The organism is Thermococcus paralvinellae (assembly GCF_000517445.1).
Classification (GTDB): Archaea; Methanobacteriota_B; Thermococci; order Thermococcales; family Thermococcaceae; genus Thermococcus_B; species Thermococcus_B paralvinellae.
Genome location: NZ_CP006965.1, coordinates 1,159,009 through 1,178,128 on the forward strand (window position 1 = coordinate 1,159,009; position 19,120 = coordinate 1,178,128).

At 39.4% G+C, this 19,120-nt stretch carries 21 protein-coding genes; 12 read left to right on the forward strand and 9 right to left on the reverse strand.

Going from position 1 to position 19,120, the window contains the following annotated elements; translation table 11 throughout:
• The first annotated feature begins 9 nt into the window (after positions 1-9).
• The gene (xerA, locus tag TES1_RS06395) at positions 10-840 is read left to right on the forward strand and encodes a site-specific tyrosine recombinase/integron integrase (protein WP_042681207.1); all 831 of its coding nucleotides are present in this window, start codon (positions 10-12) and stop codon (positions 838-840) included.
• A 32-nt stretch (positions 841-872) separates the two neighbouring features.
• Here xerA and pfkC read toward each other — a convergent pair whose 3' ends face one another.
• Together pfkC and TES1_RS06405 are read right to left on the reverse strand one after the other, a co-directional pair.
• Positions 873-2,255 carry an ADP-specific phosphofructokinase gene (gene pfkC / locus TES1_RS06400; RefSeq protein WP_042681209.1) on the reverse strand — a complete coding sequence of 461 codons (1,383 nt, stop codon included), beginning with the start codon at positions 2,253-2,255 and terminating at the stop codon, positions 873-875.
• Positions 2,256-2,365: 110 nt separating this feature from the next.
• Positions 2,366-3,079, reverse strand: coding sequence for a maleate cis-trans isomerase family protein (locus TES1_RS06405; RefSeq protein ID WP_042681211.1), 714 nt, complete (start codon positions 3,077-3,079; stop codon positions 2,366-2,368).
• A gap of 98 nt (positions 3,080-3,177) precedes the next feature.
• Here TES1_RS06405 and TES1_RS06410 point away from each other — a divergent pair, with 98 nt between their 5' ends.
• The 6 genes from TES1_RS06410 (at position 3,178) to TES1_RS06435 (ending at position 7,202) form a co-directional block, all read left to right on the forward strand.
• Positions 3,178-3,783: a nitroreductase family protein gene (locus TES1_RS06410; protein WP_042681213.1), complete on the forward strand. Its 606-nt coding sequence runs from the start codon at positions 3,178-3,180 to the stop codon at positions 3,781-3,783.
• 44 nt (positions 3,784-3,827) lie between these two features.
• Positions 3,828-4,148 carry a hypothetical protein gene (locus TES1_RS06415; protein WP_042681215.1) on the forward strand — a complete coding sequence of 107 codons (321 nt, stop codon included), beginning with the start codon at positions 3,828-3,830 and terminating at the stop codon, positions 4,146-4,148.
• 4 nt (positions 4,149-4,152) lie between these two features.
• A complete protein-coding gene (gene thiI, locus TES1_RS06420; protein WP_042681218.1) occupies positions 4,153-5,298 on the forward strand; it encodes a tRNA uracil 4-sulfurtransferase ThiI in 1,146 nt (381 codons plus the stop codon).
• A 21-nt stretch (positions 5,299-5,319) separates the two neighbouring features.
• Positions 5,320-5,913 (forward strand): 7-cyano-7-deazaguanine synthase, encoded by a 594-nt coding sequence (locus tag TES1_RS06425; RefSeq protein ID WP_042681220.1) that lies wholly within the window; start codon positions 5,320-5,322, stop codon positions 5,911-5,913.
• 165 nt (positions 5,914-6,078) lie between these two features.
• Entirely contained in the window at positions 6,079-6,900 is an 822-nt protein-coding gene (locus TES1_RS06430; RefSeq protein ID WP_042681222.1) for a cysteine synthase family protein, read from the forward strand.
• Positions 6,897-7,202: a hypothetical protein gene (locus TES1_RS06435; protein ID WP_042681224.1), complete on the forward strand. Its 306-nt coding sequence runs from the start codon at positions 6,897-6,899 to the stop codon at positions 7,200-7,202. The genes TES1_RS06430 and TES1_RS06435 overlap by 4 nt, the downstream gene beginning before the upstream one ends.
• Here TES1_RS06435 and TES1_RS06440 read toward each other — a convergent pair.
• Positions 7,195-8,133: a zinc ribbon domain-containing protein gene (locus tag TES1_RS06440; protein ID WP_042681226.1), complete on the reverse strand. Its 939-nt coding sequence runs from the start codon at positions 8,131-8,133 to the stop codon at positions 7,195-7,197. The genes TES1_RS06435 and TES1_RS06440 overlap by 8 nt on opposite strands.
• A 274-nt stretch (positions 8,134-8,407) precedes the next feature.
• On the opposite strand from TES1_RS06440, the gene TES1_RS06445 reads away from it, so the two are divergent.
• The 4 genes from TES1_RS06445 to TES1_RS06460 are packed head-to-tail and all read left to right on the forward strand — an operon-like array spanning position 8,408 to position 12,818.
• On the forward strand, positions 8,408-9,424 hold the full coding sequence (locus tag TES1_RS06445; RefSeq protein WP_042681228.1) for a zinc ribbon domain-containing protein: 1,017 nt from the start codon (positions 8,408-8,410) through the stop codon (positions 9,422-9,424).
• Entirely contained in the window at positions 9,421-9,708 is a 288-nt protein-coding gene (locus TES1_RS06450) for a hypothetical protein (RefSeq protein ID WP_042681231.1), read from the forward strand. The genes TES1_RS06445 and TES1_RS06450 overlap by 4 nt, the downstream gene beginning before the upstream one ends.
• An 18-nt stretch (positions 9,709-9,726) precedes the next feature.
• Entirely contained in the window at positions 9,727-12,492 is a 2,766-nt protein-coding gene (locus tag TES1_RS10730; RefSeq protein ID WP_051408187.1) for an NHL repeat-containing protein, read from the forward strand.
• Between the two features lie 59 nt (positions 12,493-12,551).
• Entirely contained in the window at positions 12,552-12,818 is a 267-nt protein-coding gene (locus TES1_RS06460; protein WP_042681233.1) for a hypothetical protein, read from the forward strand.
• A gap of 251 nt (positions 12,819-13,069) precedes the next feature.
• Here the strand turns inward: TES1_RS06460 and TES1_RS06465 are convergent, their stop codons facing one another.
• From TES1_RS06465 to TES1_RS06490, 6 genes are all read right to left on the reverse strand, one after another.
• The gene (locus TES1_RS06465; RefSeq protein ID WP_042681235.1) at positions 13,070-13,777 is read right to left on the reverse strand and encodes an acetate--CoA ligase family protein; all 708 of its coding nucleotides are present in this window, start codon (positions 13,775-13,777) and stop codon (positions 13,070-13,072) included.
• A gap of 5 nt (positions 13,778-13,782) precedes the next feature.
• Complete coding sequence (locus tag TES1_RS06470) at positions 13,783-15,204, reverse strand: acetate--CoA ligase family protein (protein ID WP_042681237.1); 1,422 nt, start codon at positions 15,202-15,204, stop codon at positions 13,783-13,785.
• A 167-nt stretch (positions 15,205-15,371) separates the two neighbouring features.
• The gene (locus TES1_RS06475) at positions 15,372-16,145 is read right to left on the reverse strand and encodes a sugar phosphate isomerase/epimerase family protein (RefSeq protein ID WP_051408188.1); all 774 of its coding nucleotides are present in this window, start codon (positions 16,143-16,145) and stop codon (positions 15,372-15,374) included.
• A complete protein-coding gene (locus TES1_RS06480; RefSeq protein ID WP_042681241.1) occupies positions 16,138-17,313 on the reverse strand; it encodes a magnesium transporter in 1,176 nt (391 codons plus the stop codon). Before TES1_RS06480 ends, TES1_RS06475 begins: the two co-directional genes overlap by 8 nt.
• A 76-nt stretch (positions 17,314-17,389) precedes the next feature.
• A complete protein-coding gene (locus tag TES1_RS06485; protein WP_042681243.1) occupies positions 17,390-18,109 on the reverse strand; it encodes an endonuclease III domain-containing protein in 720 nt (239 codons plus the stop codon).
• Positions 18,072-18,506 (reverse strand): DUF6849 domain-containing protein, encoded by a 435-nt coding sequence (locus TES1_RS06490; protein WP_042681245.1) that lies wholly within the window; start codon positions 18,504-18,506, stop codon positions 18,072-18,074. Before TES1_RS06490 ends, TES1_RS06485 begins: the two co-directional genes overlap by 38 nt.
• A 149-nt stretch (positions 18,507-18,655) precedes the next feature.
• Here TES1_RS06490 and TES1_RS06495 point away from each other — a divergent pair, with 149 nt between their 5' ends.
• Positions 18,656-19,120 carry a PadR family transcriptional regulator gene (locus TES1_RS06495; protein ID WP_042681247.1) on the forward strand — a complete coding sequence of 155 codons (465 nt, stop codon included), beginning with the start codon at positions 18,656-18,658 and terminating at the stop codon, positions 19,118-19,120.

Below are 19,120 nucleotides of genomic sequence, written 5' to 3' on the forward strand. Positions count from 1 at the left end.
TGATGCTCTATGGACATTGAAGAATTTGAAATGTATCTCGAATTGGAAGGCAAAAGCCAGAATACAGTTAGAATGTACTCCTATTATGTGAGAAAGTTCTTAGAAGAAGGAAATGATTTAAATGCTCGCTCTGCTCTTCGTTTCTTAGCAAAGCTTAAGAAAAGTGGATATTCCAATAAAAGCCTAAATCTGGTTGTTCAAGCATTAAAAGCTTATTTCAGATTTGAGGGACTTGATGGAGAGGCAGAAAGACTCAAGTCTCCAAAAGTCCCCAAAAGTTTGCCAAAAAGTCTGACAAAAGAAGAAGTAAAGAAACTTTTGAGTGTAATTCCACCAACGAGGAAGAGAGATAGGCTTATTGTATTACTACTCTACGGTTCAGGGCTTAGAGTTAGCGAGCTCTGCAATCTGAAAATTGAAGATGTTGACTTTAATCAATCTCTAATCATCGTCAGAGGTGGAAAAGGGGCAAAAGACAGAATCGTACCTATTCCAAAAGCTCTTTTAAAAGAGATTGAAGATTACCTAAAAATGAGAAGTGACAACAGTGAATACCTGCTCGTTGAAGAAAGAAGGAGCAAAAAAGATAGAATCTCTCCAAAGACCGTATGGTATCTCCTCGATAAATACGGAAAAAAAGCTGGGATTAAAGTTACACCGCATATGCTCAGACACAGCTTCGCAACACATATGCTTGAAAGCGGGATTGACATAAGGGTTATCCAAGAAATCTTAGGACACTCCAATCTTTCAACAACCCAAATCTATACTAAAGTCACTGTTGAGCACTTAAAGAAAGCCCAAGAAAAAGCAAAGCTGATTGAAAGTTTGATAGAATAGACAGTATCAGGCAACTTATATAGTGTACTAAATTAATAAACCCCCTTTCTTCTCAGTAGTGCAAGATAGCTTGAGAATGCTCCCGCTGAAATTGTATCCCCAAGTCCTACTGTTGATACTGGATTCTTAACCAACCTTGTTGGAATTATCACAACTTTGTACTCCTTCATTCTCAGTTTTCTTTTTGCCTCCTCAAACCTAAGCTTTACAAATTCACCGTATTCGTTGTATGGAACTTTCAAGCCGACTTTAAAGTCCTCTGGGCTCTTTATGTCCCCAAGAAAAGCCCTTGCTGCTGCAAGCGTAGTGGCGATTTCCAAACTTTGCCTAAGCCCATCTTCGCTGAGCGGGTTGTCTTTATGGGTGATGTACATAAGGTAGTAGATTGTGTGAATTTGAAGAATTTCAAGATTCAGTTCATCAAGTATTATTTTTCCACCTAAAACAGTATCCTCAATCCTGTTGTAGTTGAAAATCCTATCCGCAAGCTTTGGATAACCGAGAGAATTAAGAATGTAGGCAATTTCCGATTCATCCATTCCGACACTGTCTGCTAAAGGAAAAATGTTGTAAATGACTTTCTTTCTCAGCTCTCTGTCCTGAATCGATGCAAACTCCACGTGAACCTTGATGTCTTTCTTTCTCTTGAGAAGCATTATGTCCTCTTTTGCCTTTCTTAGATAATAGTTGGCATCTTTTCCATCAGAATAGCGCTTTTTAATGCCTTGATATCCAGACAGAATGGCCCCATCAACAATCTCGCCAATTTCTGGCAAAAACGGCTTTAAATTTTCCTTTGTCTCAATTCTAATGCTCTCAAAACGTGAAGCAACTATAAAACGGCCAGAGTGAGGAACTTCAATAATCTCATTTCCAAGCTTAAACCTCATACCTTTTCTAAATTCAAATATTCTGTTCACCTTTATTGGGTCATTCTCACGATATGCTTCAATCGGCTTCTTTAAAACCAGCTTTCCATTCTCAACAACAGGGTAAAGAAGATTTGGCTTGTTAACAAACATCTGAGCTTGTCTCTTAGCTAGAACGGGAGAATACGCTATAACTTTTTTAAAGTCGAGATTGGCAAGAAGGTTTGCAATTATCCCAACCTGTCCTCCCATTCTCTCAACATCATATTTAAATCTCTTATCAAACCATGTGTGTATCTTTTCGTTTACCAAAGGAACAGCCATAGGCTTTCCAGTTTTTAAGGCATGTATAAGGCGGGCAACGAAATCAATAGGCTCGTTAATCTCTCTTGGATACTCGTCCATTCTCCTCCTTATATTCTCTGCTCCAAGCTCGCTAATCAGCTTTTCAATGTGTTCTGTCTTAAGGTAAACTATCGCATCCACATTGATGTTATAGGCAAGATATAAGCTGAGCTTTTGAGCCTCTTGAAAAATGTCAATCATTGGTATCACCCTCAGTGAGTACTAATTCAAAGTTGAGAATTTAGCTTAAAATATTTTCGTTGTAATTACTGAATGAATGTCAAACTTAATCGAAGAAAAACAGAAAAAGTTCAGTATTCCACAAGAAGTCTCCCAAGCCAGGGTATCTTTTCTCTAACATCCAATTCCCTTAAAGCAAGCCACAGCGATGCTTGATTGCTCGTAACAACTGGAACACCTAAGTCCTCTTCAAGAGCTTCGATTATTTCAAAAGTTCTTAAATTAGTGCAGCTTATGAAAATTGCATCTGCCTCATCCATGAACATTGCCTTGGCCATACGATAGACTTCGTAAGGTTCAAGTTTCCCTACTCGGAGATTATCAACAAGTCCAAGACCTCTTATATCGAGAACTTCAAATTCGTTGGCCTCTAAGAACTCCTTCTCTCTCTGATTTATCTCTTCTGTATATGGTGTTACCACTATTATCTGCTGGGCATCGAGTATTTTTAATGCTTCAATAACAGCTGTGCTTGTTGTTATTACTGAGACATTTACTTCTCTCTCAATTCTCTCTTCAAGCTCAGCTTCAAAGTTAGCCCCTCCAATAAAGGAGCCACTTGTACATCCATAAAGGATTATATCAATGTCGGCGTCTTTTAAAAGCTTAGCACTCTCAACTGCAAGAGAACTCATTTTCAAAAGCTCTTCTTCTGTAATACCTTTTAGTGGCATTCTCGCTGTGTGAAGAGAAACGCCCTCAGGCAGAGCAGAGTGAAGCTCCATCTCCATTGTGGTGTTTGATGATGGAACAATTAATCCAATTCTACCTCTCCATCCATACATGAATTCCACCTAAAAAGAGTTCTCAGGGCATTACTTAAACCTTTGGTTCACAAAAAGATTAATTAGTTAAAAGACGTAACGTTAAGATGGTGATTTTCATGGAGTTAAGCGAAGCAATAGCTAAGAGAACCTCAGTAAGATTTTATGAGGAGCGAGAAGTTGATGACGAAACTTTAAAGGAGCTAATTAAAGCTGCCATAAGAGCTCCAACTGCAAGCGGACTGGAGAACTGGTTCTTTGTGGCATATAAGAGCAAAGACGTTCGAGAAAACGTGTACGAACTAATAAAGCAGGGACATATTGAGTACTTTAGGGAAAGAGGCCTGCCAGAGGAGAAAATGAAAAAGCTACTCAAAAGATTCGAAGAAGGTATGTACAGGGCACCGCTTTATCTAGGAGTGTTCATCAATAAGAATGTTAAAGCTCTGCAGGATGAAAAATACAGCAAATTGGAGTTTTACTGGGCATTAGAAAGCGCAGCAATGGCAATTGAAAACTTAATGCTCAAGGCTACTGAGCTTGGATTAGGCACCTGTTATATTGGAGTTGCATGCTTTGAACACATAGAAAAAGAACTCAAGAAAATTGCAGGCTTGAGGGAGGAATACTGCCTTGCAGGTCTGATAACAGTAGGGTATCCAAAAGAAGAGACAAAGCCCAGGAAGAGAAAGAAAAGCGTTGAGGAAGTTTTGAGAATACTCTGAGGAATCTTTTTATTATGATTTTTCTAAACCTCAACGGTGAAAATATGATTGAATTTGTAATACTGCTCGGTCTCATTGGTGGATGGGTAATATTTGCTTCCACATTATTTTTAATGCTCGCTTTAGGCAAAATGTGGGGATTGTTAGGTGTAGTATTGCTGATTGCAGGAATCGAAATTAATCATTGGCTCAAGGCAAGATACATGAAAGCAGTCGTTGATTACTCACCAAGGACAAAAGAGTTAGCGGCTCATATATTTGAGATGAATGAGCTCATAATAATGTCCTCATATGTCATAGCCTTAGCCCTTTACGTTGTCATACAAAAGTACGTGGAGATAATGATAAAACTGCCTGTGGGGTGAGAAGGTGTTCAACTGCGTGATAGTGAGATACGGTGAGATTGGAACAAAATCAAGGCAAACGAGAAAATGGTTCGAGAGCATATTGATCAACAACATCAGGGAAGCTTTAGTCAGTGAGAGTATTGATTATAAGAGCGTTTTTGCGAAGCATGGGAGGATAATAGTCAAAACAAATAGAGCGAAGGAGAGTATAGACGTCCTAAAGCGGGTATTTGGAATTGTTTCCCTTTCCCCAGCGATGGAAATTGATGCTGAGCTGGAGAAAATCAATAAAACCGCTTTAAAGCTCTTCCGCAAAAAGAAGAGAGAGCTTAATTTGGAAAAACCGAAGTTCAGAGTTACAGCAAGACGAATTACAAAAGAGTTTCCTCTGAAAAGTCCAGAAATCCAAGCTAAAGTTGGTGAATATATTCTGAAAAATGACGAAGCTGAGGTGGATTTGAAAAACTACGACATTGAGGTCGGCGTTGAGCTAATGGAAGGAAAAGCGTACATCTTTGTGGACAAAATTAAGGCTTGGGGAGGTCTTCCCATAGGAACTCAGGGAAAAGTTGTTGCCCTGCTCAGCGGTGGGATAGATTCTCCCGTGGCAGCATTTCTCATGATGAAAAGAGGCTGTGAAGTCATTCCAGTTCACATATACATGGGAGAAAAAACCCTCGAAAAAGTCAGGAAAATTTGGAATCAGCTCAAAAAGTATCACTACGGTGGAAAAGCGGACCTCATTGTAATTAAGCCAAAAGAAAGGGAAAAGATCATAGAGAAGCTCAAGGGGCTCAAAAAAGAAAACTATACTTGTGTCTTCTGCAAGTTTATGATGGTCAAAAATGCTGATAAGATAGCGAGGGAGTTTGGAGCTAAAGGCATCGTTATGGGAGACTCCCTCGGACAGGTTGCATCTCAAACGCTGGAAAATATGTATATTGTTAGCCAAGCGAGTGATCTACCTATTTACAGGCCACTTATAGGAATGGACAAGGAAGAAATAGTAGAAATAGCAAAAAAAATAGGTACTTTTGAACTATCGACGCTTCCAGAGGATGAAGTTCCATTCATTCCAAAACATCCAGTGATTAGAGGTTCCTGGGAGGAATTCAAAAAGCTCTACAGAGAAATCTTTGGAGAAGAGCCTAAAAAGAGAGGCTGCTGAAATAAAAGAGGTGATGAAATAGTGAAGGCTGTTGCTTTGCTCAGCTCAGGAATAGATTCACCCGTAGCTATTTACCTGATGCTAAAAAAGGGTCTAGAAGTAATTCCAATTCACTTCAAGCAGGATGAGAGTAAGTATAGGAAAGTTCAGAAAATTTGGAAACGACTTAGGGAGCTCTATCCTAAAAGGCTGAAAGAGCTAGTCGTCGTTGATGTCTATGAATATCAAGCGCCTGTTTTTGAAAAGCTTATTGAGCTGAAAAAACACAAATGGATTTGTGTCTTTTGTAAATTCACCATGTACAAGAAAGCCACAGAGATAGCAAAAGAAAATGGAGCATGGGCGATTATAACTGGGGATTCTTTAGGACAAGTGGCATCACAGACCCTTGATAATCTGGTCATAATTTCATTAGCAACAGATTTACCCATCTTAAGACCTCTGATTGGATTTGATAAAGAGGAAGTTGTGAAAATTGCTAAAGAGATTGGAACATTTGATATAAGCATTGAGCCTGAGGAAGGCTGTCCTTTTGTGCCAAAGCATCCAATAATTAGAGGCTCGTTGGGAGAATTCAAGAAAGTTCACGAGGCTGTTTTTGGAACCCCTTGTTAATTACACATTTTTGTGTATCGTTGCCTCGAAAGAAACACTTATAAATGGTTACTCATACTAATACTCGGTGATAAAAGATGAATGTGTTTTCAAATACACTTGAGCTTTATGAAAACTTTAAGCCAACCCCCCTAGTTAGGCTTTCACTTTCAGATGAGAGGGGGGATGTATTTTGCCAAGCTAGAGTTCTTTAACCCCTTCAGCAGAAGCATAAAGGACAGAGCTGTTTTCAACATGCTCATGAAGGCCAAGCAGAGAAAGGAAATAAACGGAAAGAACAAGCTTTTTGAGGCCACTTCTGGGAATGTTGGAATTGCAATGGCATCTTTGTCAAATATACTTGGAGTCAAATTTAGAGCATATTTACCAAAGCCAACTCCAGAGACAACAGAGATTCTGCTAAAAGTTCTTGGTGCAGAAGTCATAAGGACAGAGTTTGAGACCATAGATCCCACAATGGTAGAATTTGTGAAAAAGGAAGCTGAAAAAAACGATGCAGTGAATTTAAACCAATTTGAAAATGAGGATAACTTTGAGGCACACTACAAATATACTGCAAGAGAAATCGATGAGCAGCTGAGGAGTATAGGGAAAAAGCCAGATGTCATAGTAGCAGGAATAGGAACTTCTGGCCACATAGCTGGATTAGCGAAATATTTCAAGGAACGTTATGATACAAAAATAGTCGGAGTAGTCCCAGCAAAAGGAGAAAAGATCCCAGGGATAAAGCGTTTAGAAACAAAGCCAAAATGGGTTCCAAAAGTTAAGATAGACGAAATAATCGAAATAACCCAGAGAGAAGCAATTGAAGGTTCCATAAAGATTGCAAGGAGAGATGGACTACTGATTGGCTTAAGTGCTGGTGCTGTCGTAAAGGCTCTGGAGAAGATCAGAGACAAATACAATGGGACAGCAGTGTTAATATTTCCAGACGATGGATTTAAATATGTAGAGATCTTTGAGAGATACCTAAGTGGTGAGATATGAAGCTAGCTGTGTATCTGCTGTTCCTTCAGGCGTTCTTTTTACTCTATTATTATGTTAGTGAGAGAATAGTGGTTTACCTTCTGTTTGGTGTGTTGAATTTTGTCTTGGCTTGGGCTATTCTTAAAGGAGAAAAAAGAGCTATTAAGATAACTCTAGCCTATAAGGGGCTGGATTTATTTTTCTCCATTTTGATGTTAATGAGTGGAGTTTTGAGTGCTGGAATAAGTGGATTAATAGACTTCCTGATTATCCACGATTTAGTGGGTTTGTTTGGAAAGAATGTGAATGAGCCCCCTACTTAACGCTTACTTTTTCAGGTATCAGCCTCATCAGTGCATCTTTGAGCTCGAAATATCCATCCTTTTCAATGCTGAATTTTGCCTTTTTGATTTTTCCTTTCTTTGGGTTTCTATATCTGATTTCAATTCCCGAGCTAATCCATCCCTTGCTGAGCTTAACTTCAACGATGTATTCGTATGGATAAAAGAGTTCTGGGAGAAGGATGCCATCGGCACTTACAGGTCCTTTAGCTATGCCATCCCTCATGACACAAATATAGCGGTCAGGGCCAAGATAATCCTCAAGCTCCCTTGCTTTTGCAAGAATTTTACTTTTCTCAGCCTCTTCTTCGGCTTCCTTTATTTTCCTCTCCCATTCTTCAAAGAGTTTCTCATCGGTGTAGAATCGTTCAATTAAGTTCATAGCCTCTTTATAACCTGCGTTCGAGGATATATCAAAAGCAGCCTCAAGTGCTCTGACACCTCCCTGGAGCAGGTAAGTCCCGTCCGGATTTAGATAAATGAACAGTGTGCCTTCTTCTCTGTCAATTATCATTGTGACTGGATGCTTCTTTCCTTTAATAATGTCCTTTTTATCCTTTTTTGAATATTCTCTCGGAAGTTTTGCAAAAACTTCCTGTATTTCGTTTAGTGTTAATTCTCCAAGGCTTATTGTCCTATTTTCTCCCGTAAATTTTTCTAAATTACCAGAAACTCCAAAAACCTCTACCTTACACTTAGTTTCTCTCCTGAAAAACTTCCCGTCAACTTCTGGTACTTTTTCAACATGGTCTACAACCTTTAATTTTTCTTCTAGTTTCCCTTTCTTTTCTCCTTCTCTTGGGATTCCTTGTACAATTCCAAGCTTTTCTTTGACCTTCCTCAGATCATAACCACAGACAGGACAAAAATCAAACTCCTCATCAACTTCTGTACCGCATTTGGGACAGAACACTTTTCCACCCCCTTAAGTCGAAAACCCAAGAAGAGGTTTTCGACTTAAAGAGTTGTGAATTATGTTCGGCTCATAGCTTTTGTTTTGTAATGTTTATTTTTATATAATTAAAGATTTTTTTAACTATAAGTTTTACAATATTTGTTAATAACTTTTAGATTATGTAAAACTTATTAGAATGTACTTTATCAACTAACTATTGAATAGTGTAACACATTATGGGTCGAAGGCCTCTTCTGTGAGGTTTTCGGCTCATTAGTGGAGGGGATAAGAAGTGCCCCATAACTTCAAATTTTGTCCTTACTGTGGGGGAGAGCTTAGGGGAGATTTCAGGTTCTGTCCATACTGTGGAGCATCCCTTGAGATAACCAAAGCTACCAGAGAGATTACTAAATCTGACAACACTATAAGAACAGAACCCAAGATAGAGCCTGAAAAAGTTCTTAAACCTCAAACTGTAGCTGAACCAGAAGGATTCCAAAAAAGGTTTTCTCTAAGTTATATCCCAGCTGGTAGGGTCACCTCAAAGGAGAAAAAGCTAAACATCTATGTTAGTGGAGTTAATAAGAATCTCGTTTTCGACGGATCAAAGGGAACTAAATTCGGGAAGTTAAGGCTTGATGAAGCCCTAAGACTCTTTGAAAAACTTCCAAAGTCATATCCGCGGCCACTCTCAAAGAATGACAATCCCATACAATTTGAAGTAGATCACTGTCTCCACATAGGACTGGCTTCCATAGAAGAGCTAAGATATAGAATTGTTGCAATTATAAGCTCTGAACATATTTATGCAGGGTCAATTGTATTTACAATTCTAGAAAACGCAAGTTACAATGAAGCGGTTGAGGCAATAAAAAGGTATTATAGGGAGGGGAATGAATTTCTCAAAAATGCATATAAGGCCAAAGAGAGGCACTTAGAAGAAAAAGAGACATCGGAGGGCAAATATCTTCTTAAAATACCTGGAGTCTTTATAAGATACGACACTGAGGTATATATGTCCTCGGCACTTTACCTTGTAAAGGAGGGACTTAAGTTCTACGCCCATGATGGGAATTATCTTTACATGGAAATGCCCGAAGATCTACCATATTTTGCAAGGGAAGGTATCCAGAAGATCAAATTCAATAAAAAATACACAGAAATGGAGGTAACCTACAGAGATGATAACGGCAGAAAGAAGACTTTCAAATATGTCTTTCTCATGCCCGAAGAGGGAAGGAGATATTATCGAGTTCTTTCATCTGAATTCCCGGGAAAAGTTAAAGTTGGTGGAGGTTGGTTTGGATGAGCAGATTGTCCTATGTAGGTGCTGCTATGCCTGGACTGGGTCTTATGCTAAGCTCTTGGGGTCAGAAAGTCCTCTGGGAAAGATCAGCAGGAACGAGTGGAGTTACGTATACGGGATTTCCAGCATATGCGATCCTCATTGGCTACATAATAGTTTTCGTTGGTGCAATAATCTGGGTCGCTGATTTGAAGTTCAACACACCGAGTGATGAGTTCAGAAGAACACTCTTAGTGTCATTTGGCATATTTTTCCTCGTGGGCTTTTTGGCAGTTGTACTTGTGTAGACGTGGGGAGGACTGAGTATGAGAAAACTCCTCGTGGGGTTATTAGTTTTTATGATGATGGCACTTGCGGTGCCTGAAGTTGAAAGTGAAGAAAGATATTGGATAAAGATGTACAGTGAAGGTGATAGAGAGAGCGGAAATGCCGTTGCAGTCGCTCCAGATGGTGACCTCATAATTGTAGGCACAAGGTACTCTAAGGGGAACTTTTATGATGCTTGGGTTATCCGATTAGACCCAAATGGAGGAATAAAATGGCAAAAAAGCTATGGTGGGGAAGATAACGATGAAGCCAAAGCAGTTGCTGTTGCTGAGAACGGTGATATCATAGTTGCTGGGGTTACACAAAGCCATGGTGAAGGAAACGGTGACATCTGGATTCTCCGGCTTGACACGTGGGGAAACGTTAAATGGCAGAAAACCTATGGAAGTAAGGAAGCAGAGGATTGCTGGGATGTTGCTGTAACTAAAGAGGGAAATATTATTGTTGTAGGTAAAACAGAAAATAGCGTTTGGATTCTGATGCTTCATGGTGATGGAAATATCGGATGGCAAAAGAAGTATGATGGATATGTTTCAAGTTATGAGTCCTCAATGGCGTTGGCCAATAACGGAGACATAATTATAGCAACCTCAATTCGTCACCCTGAATGGGATGATAGCGTGTGGGTTCTTAGGCTGAATCATAATGGAAGTGTAATATGGCAGAAAGCCTATGGTGGAGACAGTACGTATTATGCCTATGATGTCGCAGTTGTTGAGAATGGAGATATAATTGTGGCAGGTCAAACCTATGATATCAAAGACAAATGCTTCAAGGCATGGGTAATTCGTTTAAACGCAAATGGGAACATACAGTGGCAGAAAAGTTATGGAAGCGATAAAGAATACAATGAAATGAAGGAATACAGGATCAATGCAATTGAAGTCCTAAAGAATGGAGATATTATCTTGACAGGAACAACCGAAAGAAAAAGTCTCAATCCCAATGCTTGGATTTCCAAGATTGATTCCAATGGAAACATAAAGTGGCAGAAGTCCTACGGCAGTTTAAGCAATACTGAGATAAAAGACGTTGTCTCCACAGCGAACGGTAATGTTTTTGCAGTTGGAGTGAGTGCACTTAAGATGCTTCTCATTAAAATCCCTCCAGATGGGAGATTTCCAGATTGTGAAAACTACAAGGACTCCAAGGCATTAGCAAAGAACACAAACGTTAAAATTGGAAGTGTAAAGGTCAGCATAAGGCCTATTTTTGCAAAGGTTAACCGTACAAAAGCTCAGGTCAAAAACACAAACGCAGAAGTTAAGACAAAGTGTTCCATGGTCCTGACTACACCAACCCATACGCCCAAAGGGTCCACAATAGAAACTCCCACAGGATGGGCAAGGAGCTATGGTGGAAAATATTATGATGAAGCCAGAACAGTCGCAGTAACACCCGAAGGAGACATCATAGCAGCTGGAACAACTGAAAGCTTTGGTACTGGAAATTACGACCTCTGGGTTATTAGACTCGACAGCGAAGGAAACATCAAATGGCAGAAAACCTACGGAGGTAAGGGAGATGATAGCGCTTATGCTGTTGCAGTGGCTTCAAACGGTGATATAATCGTCGCAGGCTCAACCTCGAGCTTTGGTGCTGGGGATTACGACCTCTGGGTTCTCCGCTTGGACAAGAACGGCAACATACGGTGGGAGATGACCTATGGAGGGGAGTATGGAGAAGGAGCCTTGGGAGTGGCGTTAGCATTAAACGGCGACATTATTGTAGCTGGCTACACTGGAGGCTTTGGTGCTGGAGATTATGATGTCTGGATGCTTCGCTTAGATTCTGCTGGTAATGTGAAGTGGCAAAAAACATATGGTGGAGAAGATGAAGATGTTGCACTAGATGTTGCTATTGTTAAGAGCAGCGATATAGTTGTTGGGGGCTACACCTACAGTTTTGGAGCGGGTAAAGAAGATGCCTGGGTTCTATATTTGGACGGCAATGGAAATGTTAAATGGCAGAAAACATACGGAAGAGAAGGTGAAGACGAAATCTGGGCAATTAGTGCAACTGAGAATGGAGATATAGTTGCAGCTGGGTACACAACAAGCTTTGGTGCCGGTAATGAAGATGTTTGGGTTCTTAGGATTGATGACAGAGGGGAGATCATATGGGAGAAGACCTATGGAGGGGAATATGGAGATATAGGTATGGGAATTGAGGAAATCAATAGAAAGATAGTTGTAACAGGCATTACCCAAAACTTTGATGTACAGACCGTGGGGGCACTCGTTCTGTATTTAGATGAAATGGGCAACATGCTCTGGGGAAAAGTCTGTGAGGGTGGAGAAATGAGGGTTTGGGAAGTTTCAGCTACTGATAGCAGTGTTGTAACTGCAGGATACATAAAGACTCCAGAGGGAAATGAAGATTTGTGGGTTCTCAAGCTTTCTCCTGAGGGAGCCTCCCAATGCGCTATGTGCTGGAAGGTGAAAGCCGAAAGTGAAGATACCAGTGCCAAAATAAGGAACTCGGAGGCACAAGTTGAAAACACGAAAGGAGAAGTTAAAGGATCAAGAGCACGTGTAAAAGTAAGTGATGCAGAGAGTAATGTGCAATGCACCCTAGAAAGCATGGGAAAACAACCCGTAAAAGAGACAATAAGTGAACAAAGTGAGAGCTGGACTGCTACAGAAGAGACATATCCAACCCCAGAAGAAGAGGAAGAAGGGGGAATATGTGGACCCGGAATTATTATATTGTTGGGCCTTATTGCAATAGTTTTGAGGAGATAATGCCCTTTTATTTTTCCTAACTTTGTATTTGCAGAATCAAAACCCGCAAGGTGTTGAAAGTGGATGACGAAGATATGGACCAAATTGCGTATTTTGGCGTTGGAATGTTTGTGATTTCAATGATTATATTAAGCATAGCAGATAAGTTAAGAAGTGAAATATTAAATGCTCTTGGGACAGGACTTGCCCTCGCCGGATTGATATTCTGGGGATTTGCAATTAAAGACTCGAAGACAAAGATAAGAACCTTAGTAAAGTCCCTAGTGTTGTTCTTCATACTGGGTGTGATAGCTGGAATGATTACATTTATGCTAGGATTAGATTAACAACATAAAGAGAACTGCCAAATCCTTATGTTGAGGACATTGGTGAGAAACAAATACTTCAAAATTCTCCTAGATTCTCCCAGTTTTACCGCTCTATGCTAAGAGTTTGGGACTAACAACAGGCAAAAATTGGGCTTATCGTTTCAGCATAAATTATCTATGTGTCTTTGTGAACTTCGCCTCTGGCTTTCCGGGCCAATAAAACCAATTTTATATTTCAGAAGAATAAACAGAGAAAAGCTAAAGAAAGATTACTTCAAAATTATCCTTGCATCAACTACAACTGCTCCTTCGCCTTCATTGTAGACAAACACCGGGTTTAGGTCCATCTCTTTTATGTAGTCTTTTAGATCGTCAACAAGCTTTGAGACTTTCAACATCATTTCCACAAGAGCTTTCATGTCAGCTGGTGGCTCTCCCCTTGCTCCAGCTAAAATTGGATAGCCCCTGATGCTCTTTATCATTGCCCAGGCATCTTTCTCCTCAATTGGGATTATTCTAAAAGTTACATCCTTGAGGATTTCAACGAAGATACCACCAAGACCGAACATTATTGCATGTCCAAACTGAGGATCTTCAGTTACACCGATGATAACTTCTCTTCCAGGCTTGAGCATCGGAGCGACTAAAACGCCTAAGATCTCCGCATCTGGGCGGTATTTTTTAGCATTCTCGTGAATCTCCTCCCACTTCTTCTTTAGTTCTTCCTCGTTCTTGATGTTAAGAGCAACAACCTTTGCGTCGCTCTTGTGAAGTATTTGAGGTGACATCAGCTTGAGAACAACAGGATAGCCAATCTCTTTGGCATATTCGAGAGCCTCATCAAGAGTCTTTGCAAGCTTCTCATTTGGAACAGGCAGATCATAAGCCTTCAAAACTTGCTTTGCCTCATATTCAACTAAGGCTTTTCTGCCCTTGCTCAAAACATCTTCAATAACTTTCAAAGCTTCCTCTTTCATAAAAATCACTCCCCTTCAACCTTCTCCAGATATTTTACGTATTGAACAAGACCGGCTAAAGCCCTAACTCCCCTCTCAGGTGTTGGATATACTGGAACTCCTTTCTCCTCAAGCAGCTTTGCATAATACTCCGTCTTTTTACCACCCATTGCAACTGCCACTATTGGCTTCTCACTCTTCTTTGCATAGTCCGCTAAGATTTCAATAATTTCCTCTTCGTTAAGAAGCGGCACTTGGAAGAGAACTATTACTAGAATAGCATCAACATTCGGGTCATTTACAAAGCCTTCAATCGCAATCTTGTATCTTTGAGCGTCGGTATCTCCCACGACGTCAGTTGGGTTACCAGCGACTGCATGTGGTGGGAAGTTCTCCTTAAGGAACTTGAGAGTCTCTTCACTGAGCTGCGCCATCTTTAAGCCAAATTTAGCAACTGCATCACTTGCCATGACTCCAGCTCCACCACCATCAGTGATTATCCCAATCCTATCACCCTTTGGAAGCTTGCACTTTGCAAAGGCCTTAGCGACATCAAACATGTGCTCAAAGTCTTCAGCTCTAATTATTCCAGTTTGCTTGAAGACTGCATCGTAAATAACATCCGCCCCTGCCAATGAACCAGTGTGTGATGAGGCAGCTTTTGCTCCATACTCAGTTCTTCCACTCTTCAGTGCAATGACGGGTTTTACTTTTGTTATCCTCTTTGCAGCTTCAATGAACTTTCTACCATCCTTAACTCCTTCAATGTAGAAAGTAACGACTTTAATTTGGTCGTCATAAATGAAGTAGTCCATTAAATCAGCATCGTCTACATCTATTTTATTACCATAGCTGACCATTTTTCCGATTCCTATCCCAGCCAAAGCAGCCCAGTCAAGCATTGCTGCTGCGAAAGCTCCACTTTGAGAAACAAAAGCTATTGGGCCGCTCTTTGGCCTGTCCATTTTTTCTTCTGGTAAAAAAACAGTGTCTACACCTGTGTCTGGAACATAAACACCAACACAGTTTGGCCCAATAATTCTAATTCCGTTTGCCTTTGCTATTTCATAGATCTCCTTCTCTAGTTTTTTCCCTTCCTCACCAAGCTCTCCAAAACCACCTGTTATTATGATAACTGCTTTGATACCTTTTTCTGCAATGTCCTTCATTGTGGCTGGGACAAATGGTGCAGGAATAGAGATGACAGCTAAGTCTGTGTCGTCAGGAAGTTCTTTAACACTCTTATAGACTTTATATCCATCGATTTCATCAAGCTTTGGATTTACGGGGTAAATATTGCCTTTGAAGATCCCAAGCTCTTTGTTCCTCTTGAAGTTCTCAAAAATGACGTTTCCAACCTTTCCTTTTTTGTTCGTTGCTCCGATAATAGCAACTGCCTTTGGTTCAAAAAAAGGTTTTAATTCTTCAACGATTTTTGGCGTTTCCATTTCTATCACCTTCAGTTAAAAACTTTCGTTGAATAAGGCATACTTTCGAAGCTTTTTCCAATTAACTTTCTTCCTTTCGCTGTATAAAAGTTTTATGTATGTCAAATAGAATCCTTGATGAATTAGAAACTACATTAATGATAGTAATTTGGAAGAAATACCCAGAACTATTTTAGGTAACTTTTCAAAAATTCAAAGCTCTTTTTAAAATCATCCAAACTTCTGACTTCTAAACTCCATGTAATGTCCTTAGGCAATACTTTGAGCACATCATCCCAGGGTATTACTCCATCGCCAAGCGCTAAGTGAGAATCACTCTCTCCATTGTTATCATGTAGATGAATGTGAATTATCCTGTCTCCTAAAAGTTCCAAAAATTCTATATAATTTTTGGTTACTGTGTATAAATGCCCCACATCAAAAGTAACATATAGATTTGTGCCATCAATTAGCTCATATATCCTCTCAGCAGTTTGACCATCTAAAATTGGGAATTTTGGCATATTTTCAAGAGCAACTTTAATCCCTATTTTTTCAGCGACTCTGTCAATTTCTTCTAAAGAGCGTTTGTGAACTTTTTCATAAGCTTTTGGGAATTTTGAGCTTAGTGGCGAATAATGTCCTGGATGAAGAACAACCAAGAGAGAACCCATTTCATGTGCAATTTCAAGAGTTTCAAAGATTATTTCAAGCGTTACTCTTCGAAGCTTTTCATTGAGTGCACCAATATTTAAGTCGCTGAAGGGAGCATGAATAACGTTTTTCATGCCATAACTCTCTAGAGATTCAAGATGAAGCTTATAGTTGTATTTGTCCAATAGATGGTACCCTTCATTCATTATTTCGACAAAGTCTAAAGGGAATTCTCTAAATTTGTATAGAGCTACTCCCAAACTTTTGTCAAATAATACATATGTTGAGACTCCTATCAATTTAACCACCTACAATGAGTTTCGCTATTAAAACCGCATATAGAGTTCCAAAAATATCACTGTTATTTGAAATGAGTGGAATCGCGACATTATCTGGGTCTATATTCTTCTTAAAGAGGAAGTATGAAATCGTGTAGGAGTAAAGCATTATAAAGAGAGCCATAAAAGGATAGGTTAATGCCAAAGCATAGATTGGCTTCACACTTATCCCCAAAGTTAAGCTTGCAACCACAATGCCAAAGAGGTTTATCAGCAACCCAATTATTGGAGTTGTTGCAAAAAGAGCTAAAATTTCCAAAAATGGCTCTAGTGAAAAGAACTTATCAATCTCGCCCAGATGAAGCTTTGTTGAAGTTTTTGCAGCTATGACTGAACCATAGTTTCCAAAGCTGCTCAGCAGGGAGGGATATGCAAATCCCAAAATTATGGATGCTTGGATTAAGTGACTGAACTTTTCAAGAGTAAATCCAGATATTAGCGAAAGCAGAGCTAAGAGCGTGATTATAATAAAGAGTTCCTTGAATTCCAAAAGTTCTGCCCTCCTTATTTTGCTGATATCCACCAGTAGAATCAAAAGTCCAATAAGAAGAAGATTTGATATCCAAAATGCCAGCTTAAAGGACTCCAGAATTAGAATGAACATAATCAGCGAAGGAATCGTAAGCAAATCTCCCATAGAGGCAACTAAAGGGGCAGCAACGCTATCTGGATCAGTTCCTCTTTTAAAAGAGAATATCGTCACAAATGCTGTAAAATATCCTAATAACAACGATACTAAAATTGTAGAACTAATAACTATGAGCAGAATTTGTAATGTATGGTAACGTATGCCTTTAATCATACCGATGAACCACAAAATAGTAACGGGTATCAAGGAGAGAATCATTGCAATTACAATATTTCTTAAAACTTTTTTTTCTCGAATTTTCGGTTCTAAATCACCCAAATAGAGCATTGTTGAAAATCGAGACGCCATTGAACCGAAAACATTCCCCCTCAATCCCATCATTCCAGGAAGAATTACCAAGATACCGGGATAAGTAGAACGAATCTTGTTGAAATATTTACCTAGAAAAGTCCCCCCAAAGAACCCGATTATCAATGAAACTATTAGTGATGCCAACGTTGCAGTGTATGCTTCTCTCAACTTTTCTTTCAAGTCCAAAAGGACTGTCATCGCCCTCACCCTCCATCTCTGGCACCTCCTATCTTATCATTTTGGAATCAACAATTAGGTATATAAAATTTCTCGACTAAGTTTTTCTTATCTCTTCATCACTAATAAGGTCTTTTGCATATGGGCAGAGTGTTTTTAGAGGACATTCATTACATTTTGGGCTTATTGGACGACAGATTGCTTTTCCATGATCAACCATAGCATGGTTTACATAAATCCACAACTCTTTGGGAATTAGCTTCATGAGATACTCCTCAACTTTTTCGGGTGAAACTTTAGGAGGAGCTAAGCCTAGACGTTTGCTTATTCTATTCACATGAGTATCAACGGGAATTGCCTGATATCCGAAACCATAAGCTAAAACAATGTTTGCGCATTTTCTTCCAATACCCGGCAGTTTAACAAGTCCCTCTAATGTATCAGGAACCTTTCCGCCGTATTTTTCCAGAATTATTCGGGAACATTCAACAATCCATTTTCCTTTGTTTTTCCAAAGACCGACGCCATTCTCTTTTAGGAGTTTCTGAACATCTTCAACTCTGGCATTTGCCAGATCGTGAATTGTGGGATATTTTCTGAAAAGAGCCTCACTAGCTTTATCTGTTGTCTCGTCCTTGTTTCTCTGGGAAATTATGCATCTAATTAAAGTGAAAAATGGATCTCCTTGTAGAATCTCGCTCATACTCTTACGGGGATACATCTCCATCAGTTTTTTTACAATCTTAACTGCTCTTTCTTTCTTTTCTTCCCAGCTCTCCTCAAAAGTGAATGAGCCTAATCCTTTTTCCATTTTCATAAACTATCACCAGCGTGTTTTTAGTTCCCCTAACTTCTTTAAGTCCTTCGAATTTTTCGTTATAAATCTTGTGTCCATTTTCACTCAAGACTAAGACCTCATCCTCAAAAAGGATTACAATGTTCCTTTCTACCAATATAACGTTCTTAATGACTTTGTCAAATTCGAAATCCAAAATTAGTTCTTTTCCAGATGAAAGCTCTATTTTTGTATCTTCCTTCACTTTAAACTCCTTAGGTTCTGCATAAATTACCTCAAACTTTAATGGCTTTCCCAATAAGTCAATCTCAATAATCTCTCCCTCTTTAATTTCTCTACCCTTTATTTTTGTCTTTAAAATATCAACAAACTCTGGGGGGAGTTCTACTTCAAAGAGAGGTTTAAGAACTAGCTTCATTTCACATCCCTAATAAAAATAATCCCGACCACACTTAAAAGAATATTCATCTTTCAATATGCTCTGAAGATATCCTTGTACTCCAGCCATACAAACTTACCGAAAGATTTATAACGTCAAATATATCTGACGATATATCAGGTGATATTATGGAACCACCAGTTAAAAAATTCAAAGGCTCACTTAAGTTGATCATACTAAATTTCCTTAAAGAGGAGCCCTTGCATGGATATGGGATAATGCAGAGATTAAGTGAGTTCTTCAAAGACTATACTCCAAGTCCTGGAGTTGTATATCCAATATTGGCAAGTCTGAAACGCTCTGGATACATTGAGACAGTTAGTGAAGGCAAAAGAGACAAAAAAGTCTACAAAATTACAGAAAAAGGATTGGAGTATCTGGAGAAAAACAGAGAAGAGCTGGAAAGGATTCTTAGGCATATCAAGACGAGAGCAGAATTTCTTGATAGAGGTGGGAGAGAGCTTAGAGATGCCATTATTCTTGCTGTCAGAAAGCTCCCAGAACTGAATGAGAAGCAGAAAAGAGAGCTTGAAGAAATTATGAGAGAGTGTGCAAAGAAAATCAGATTCATAGTAGAATTCGGAGGTGAATAA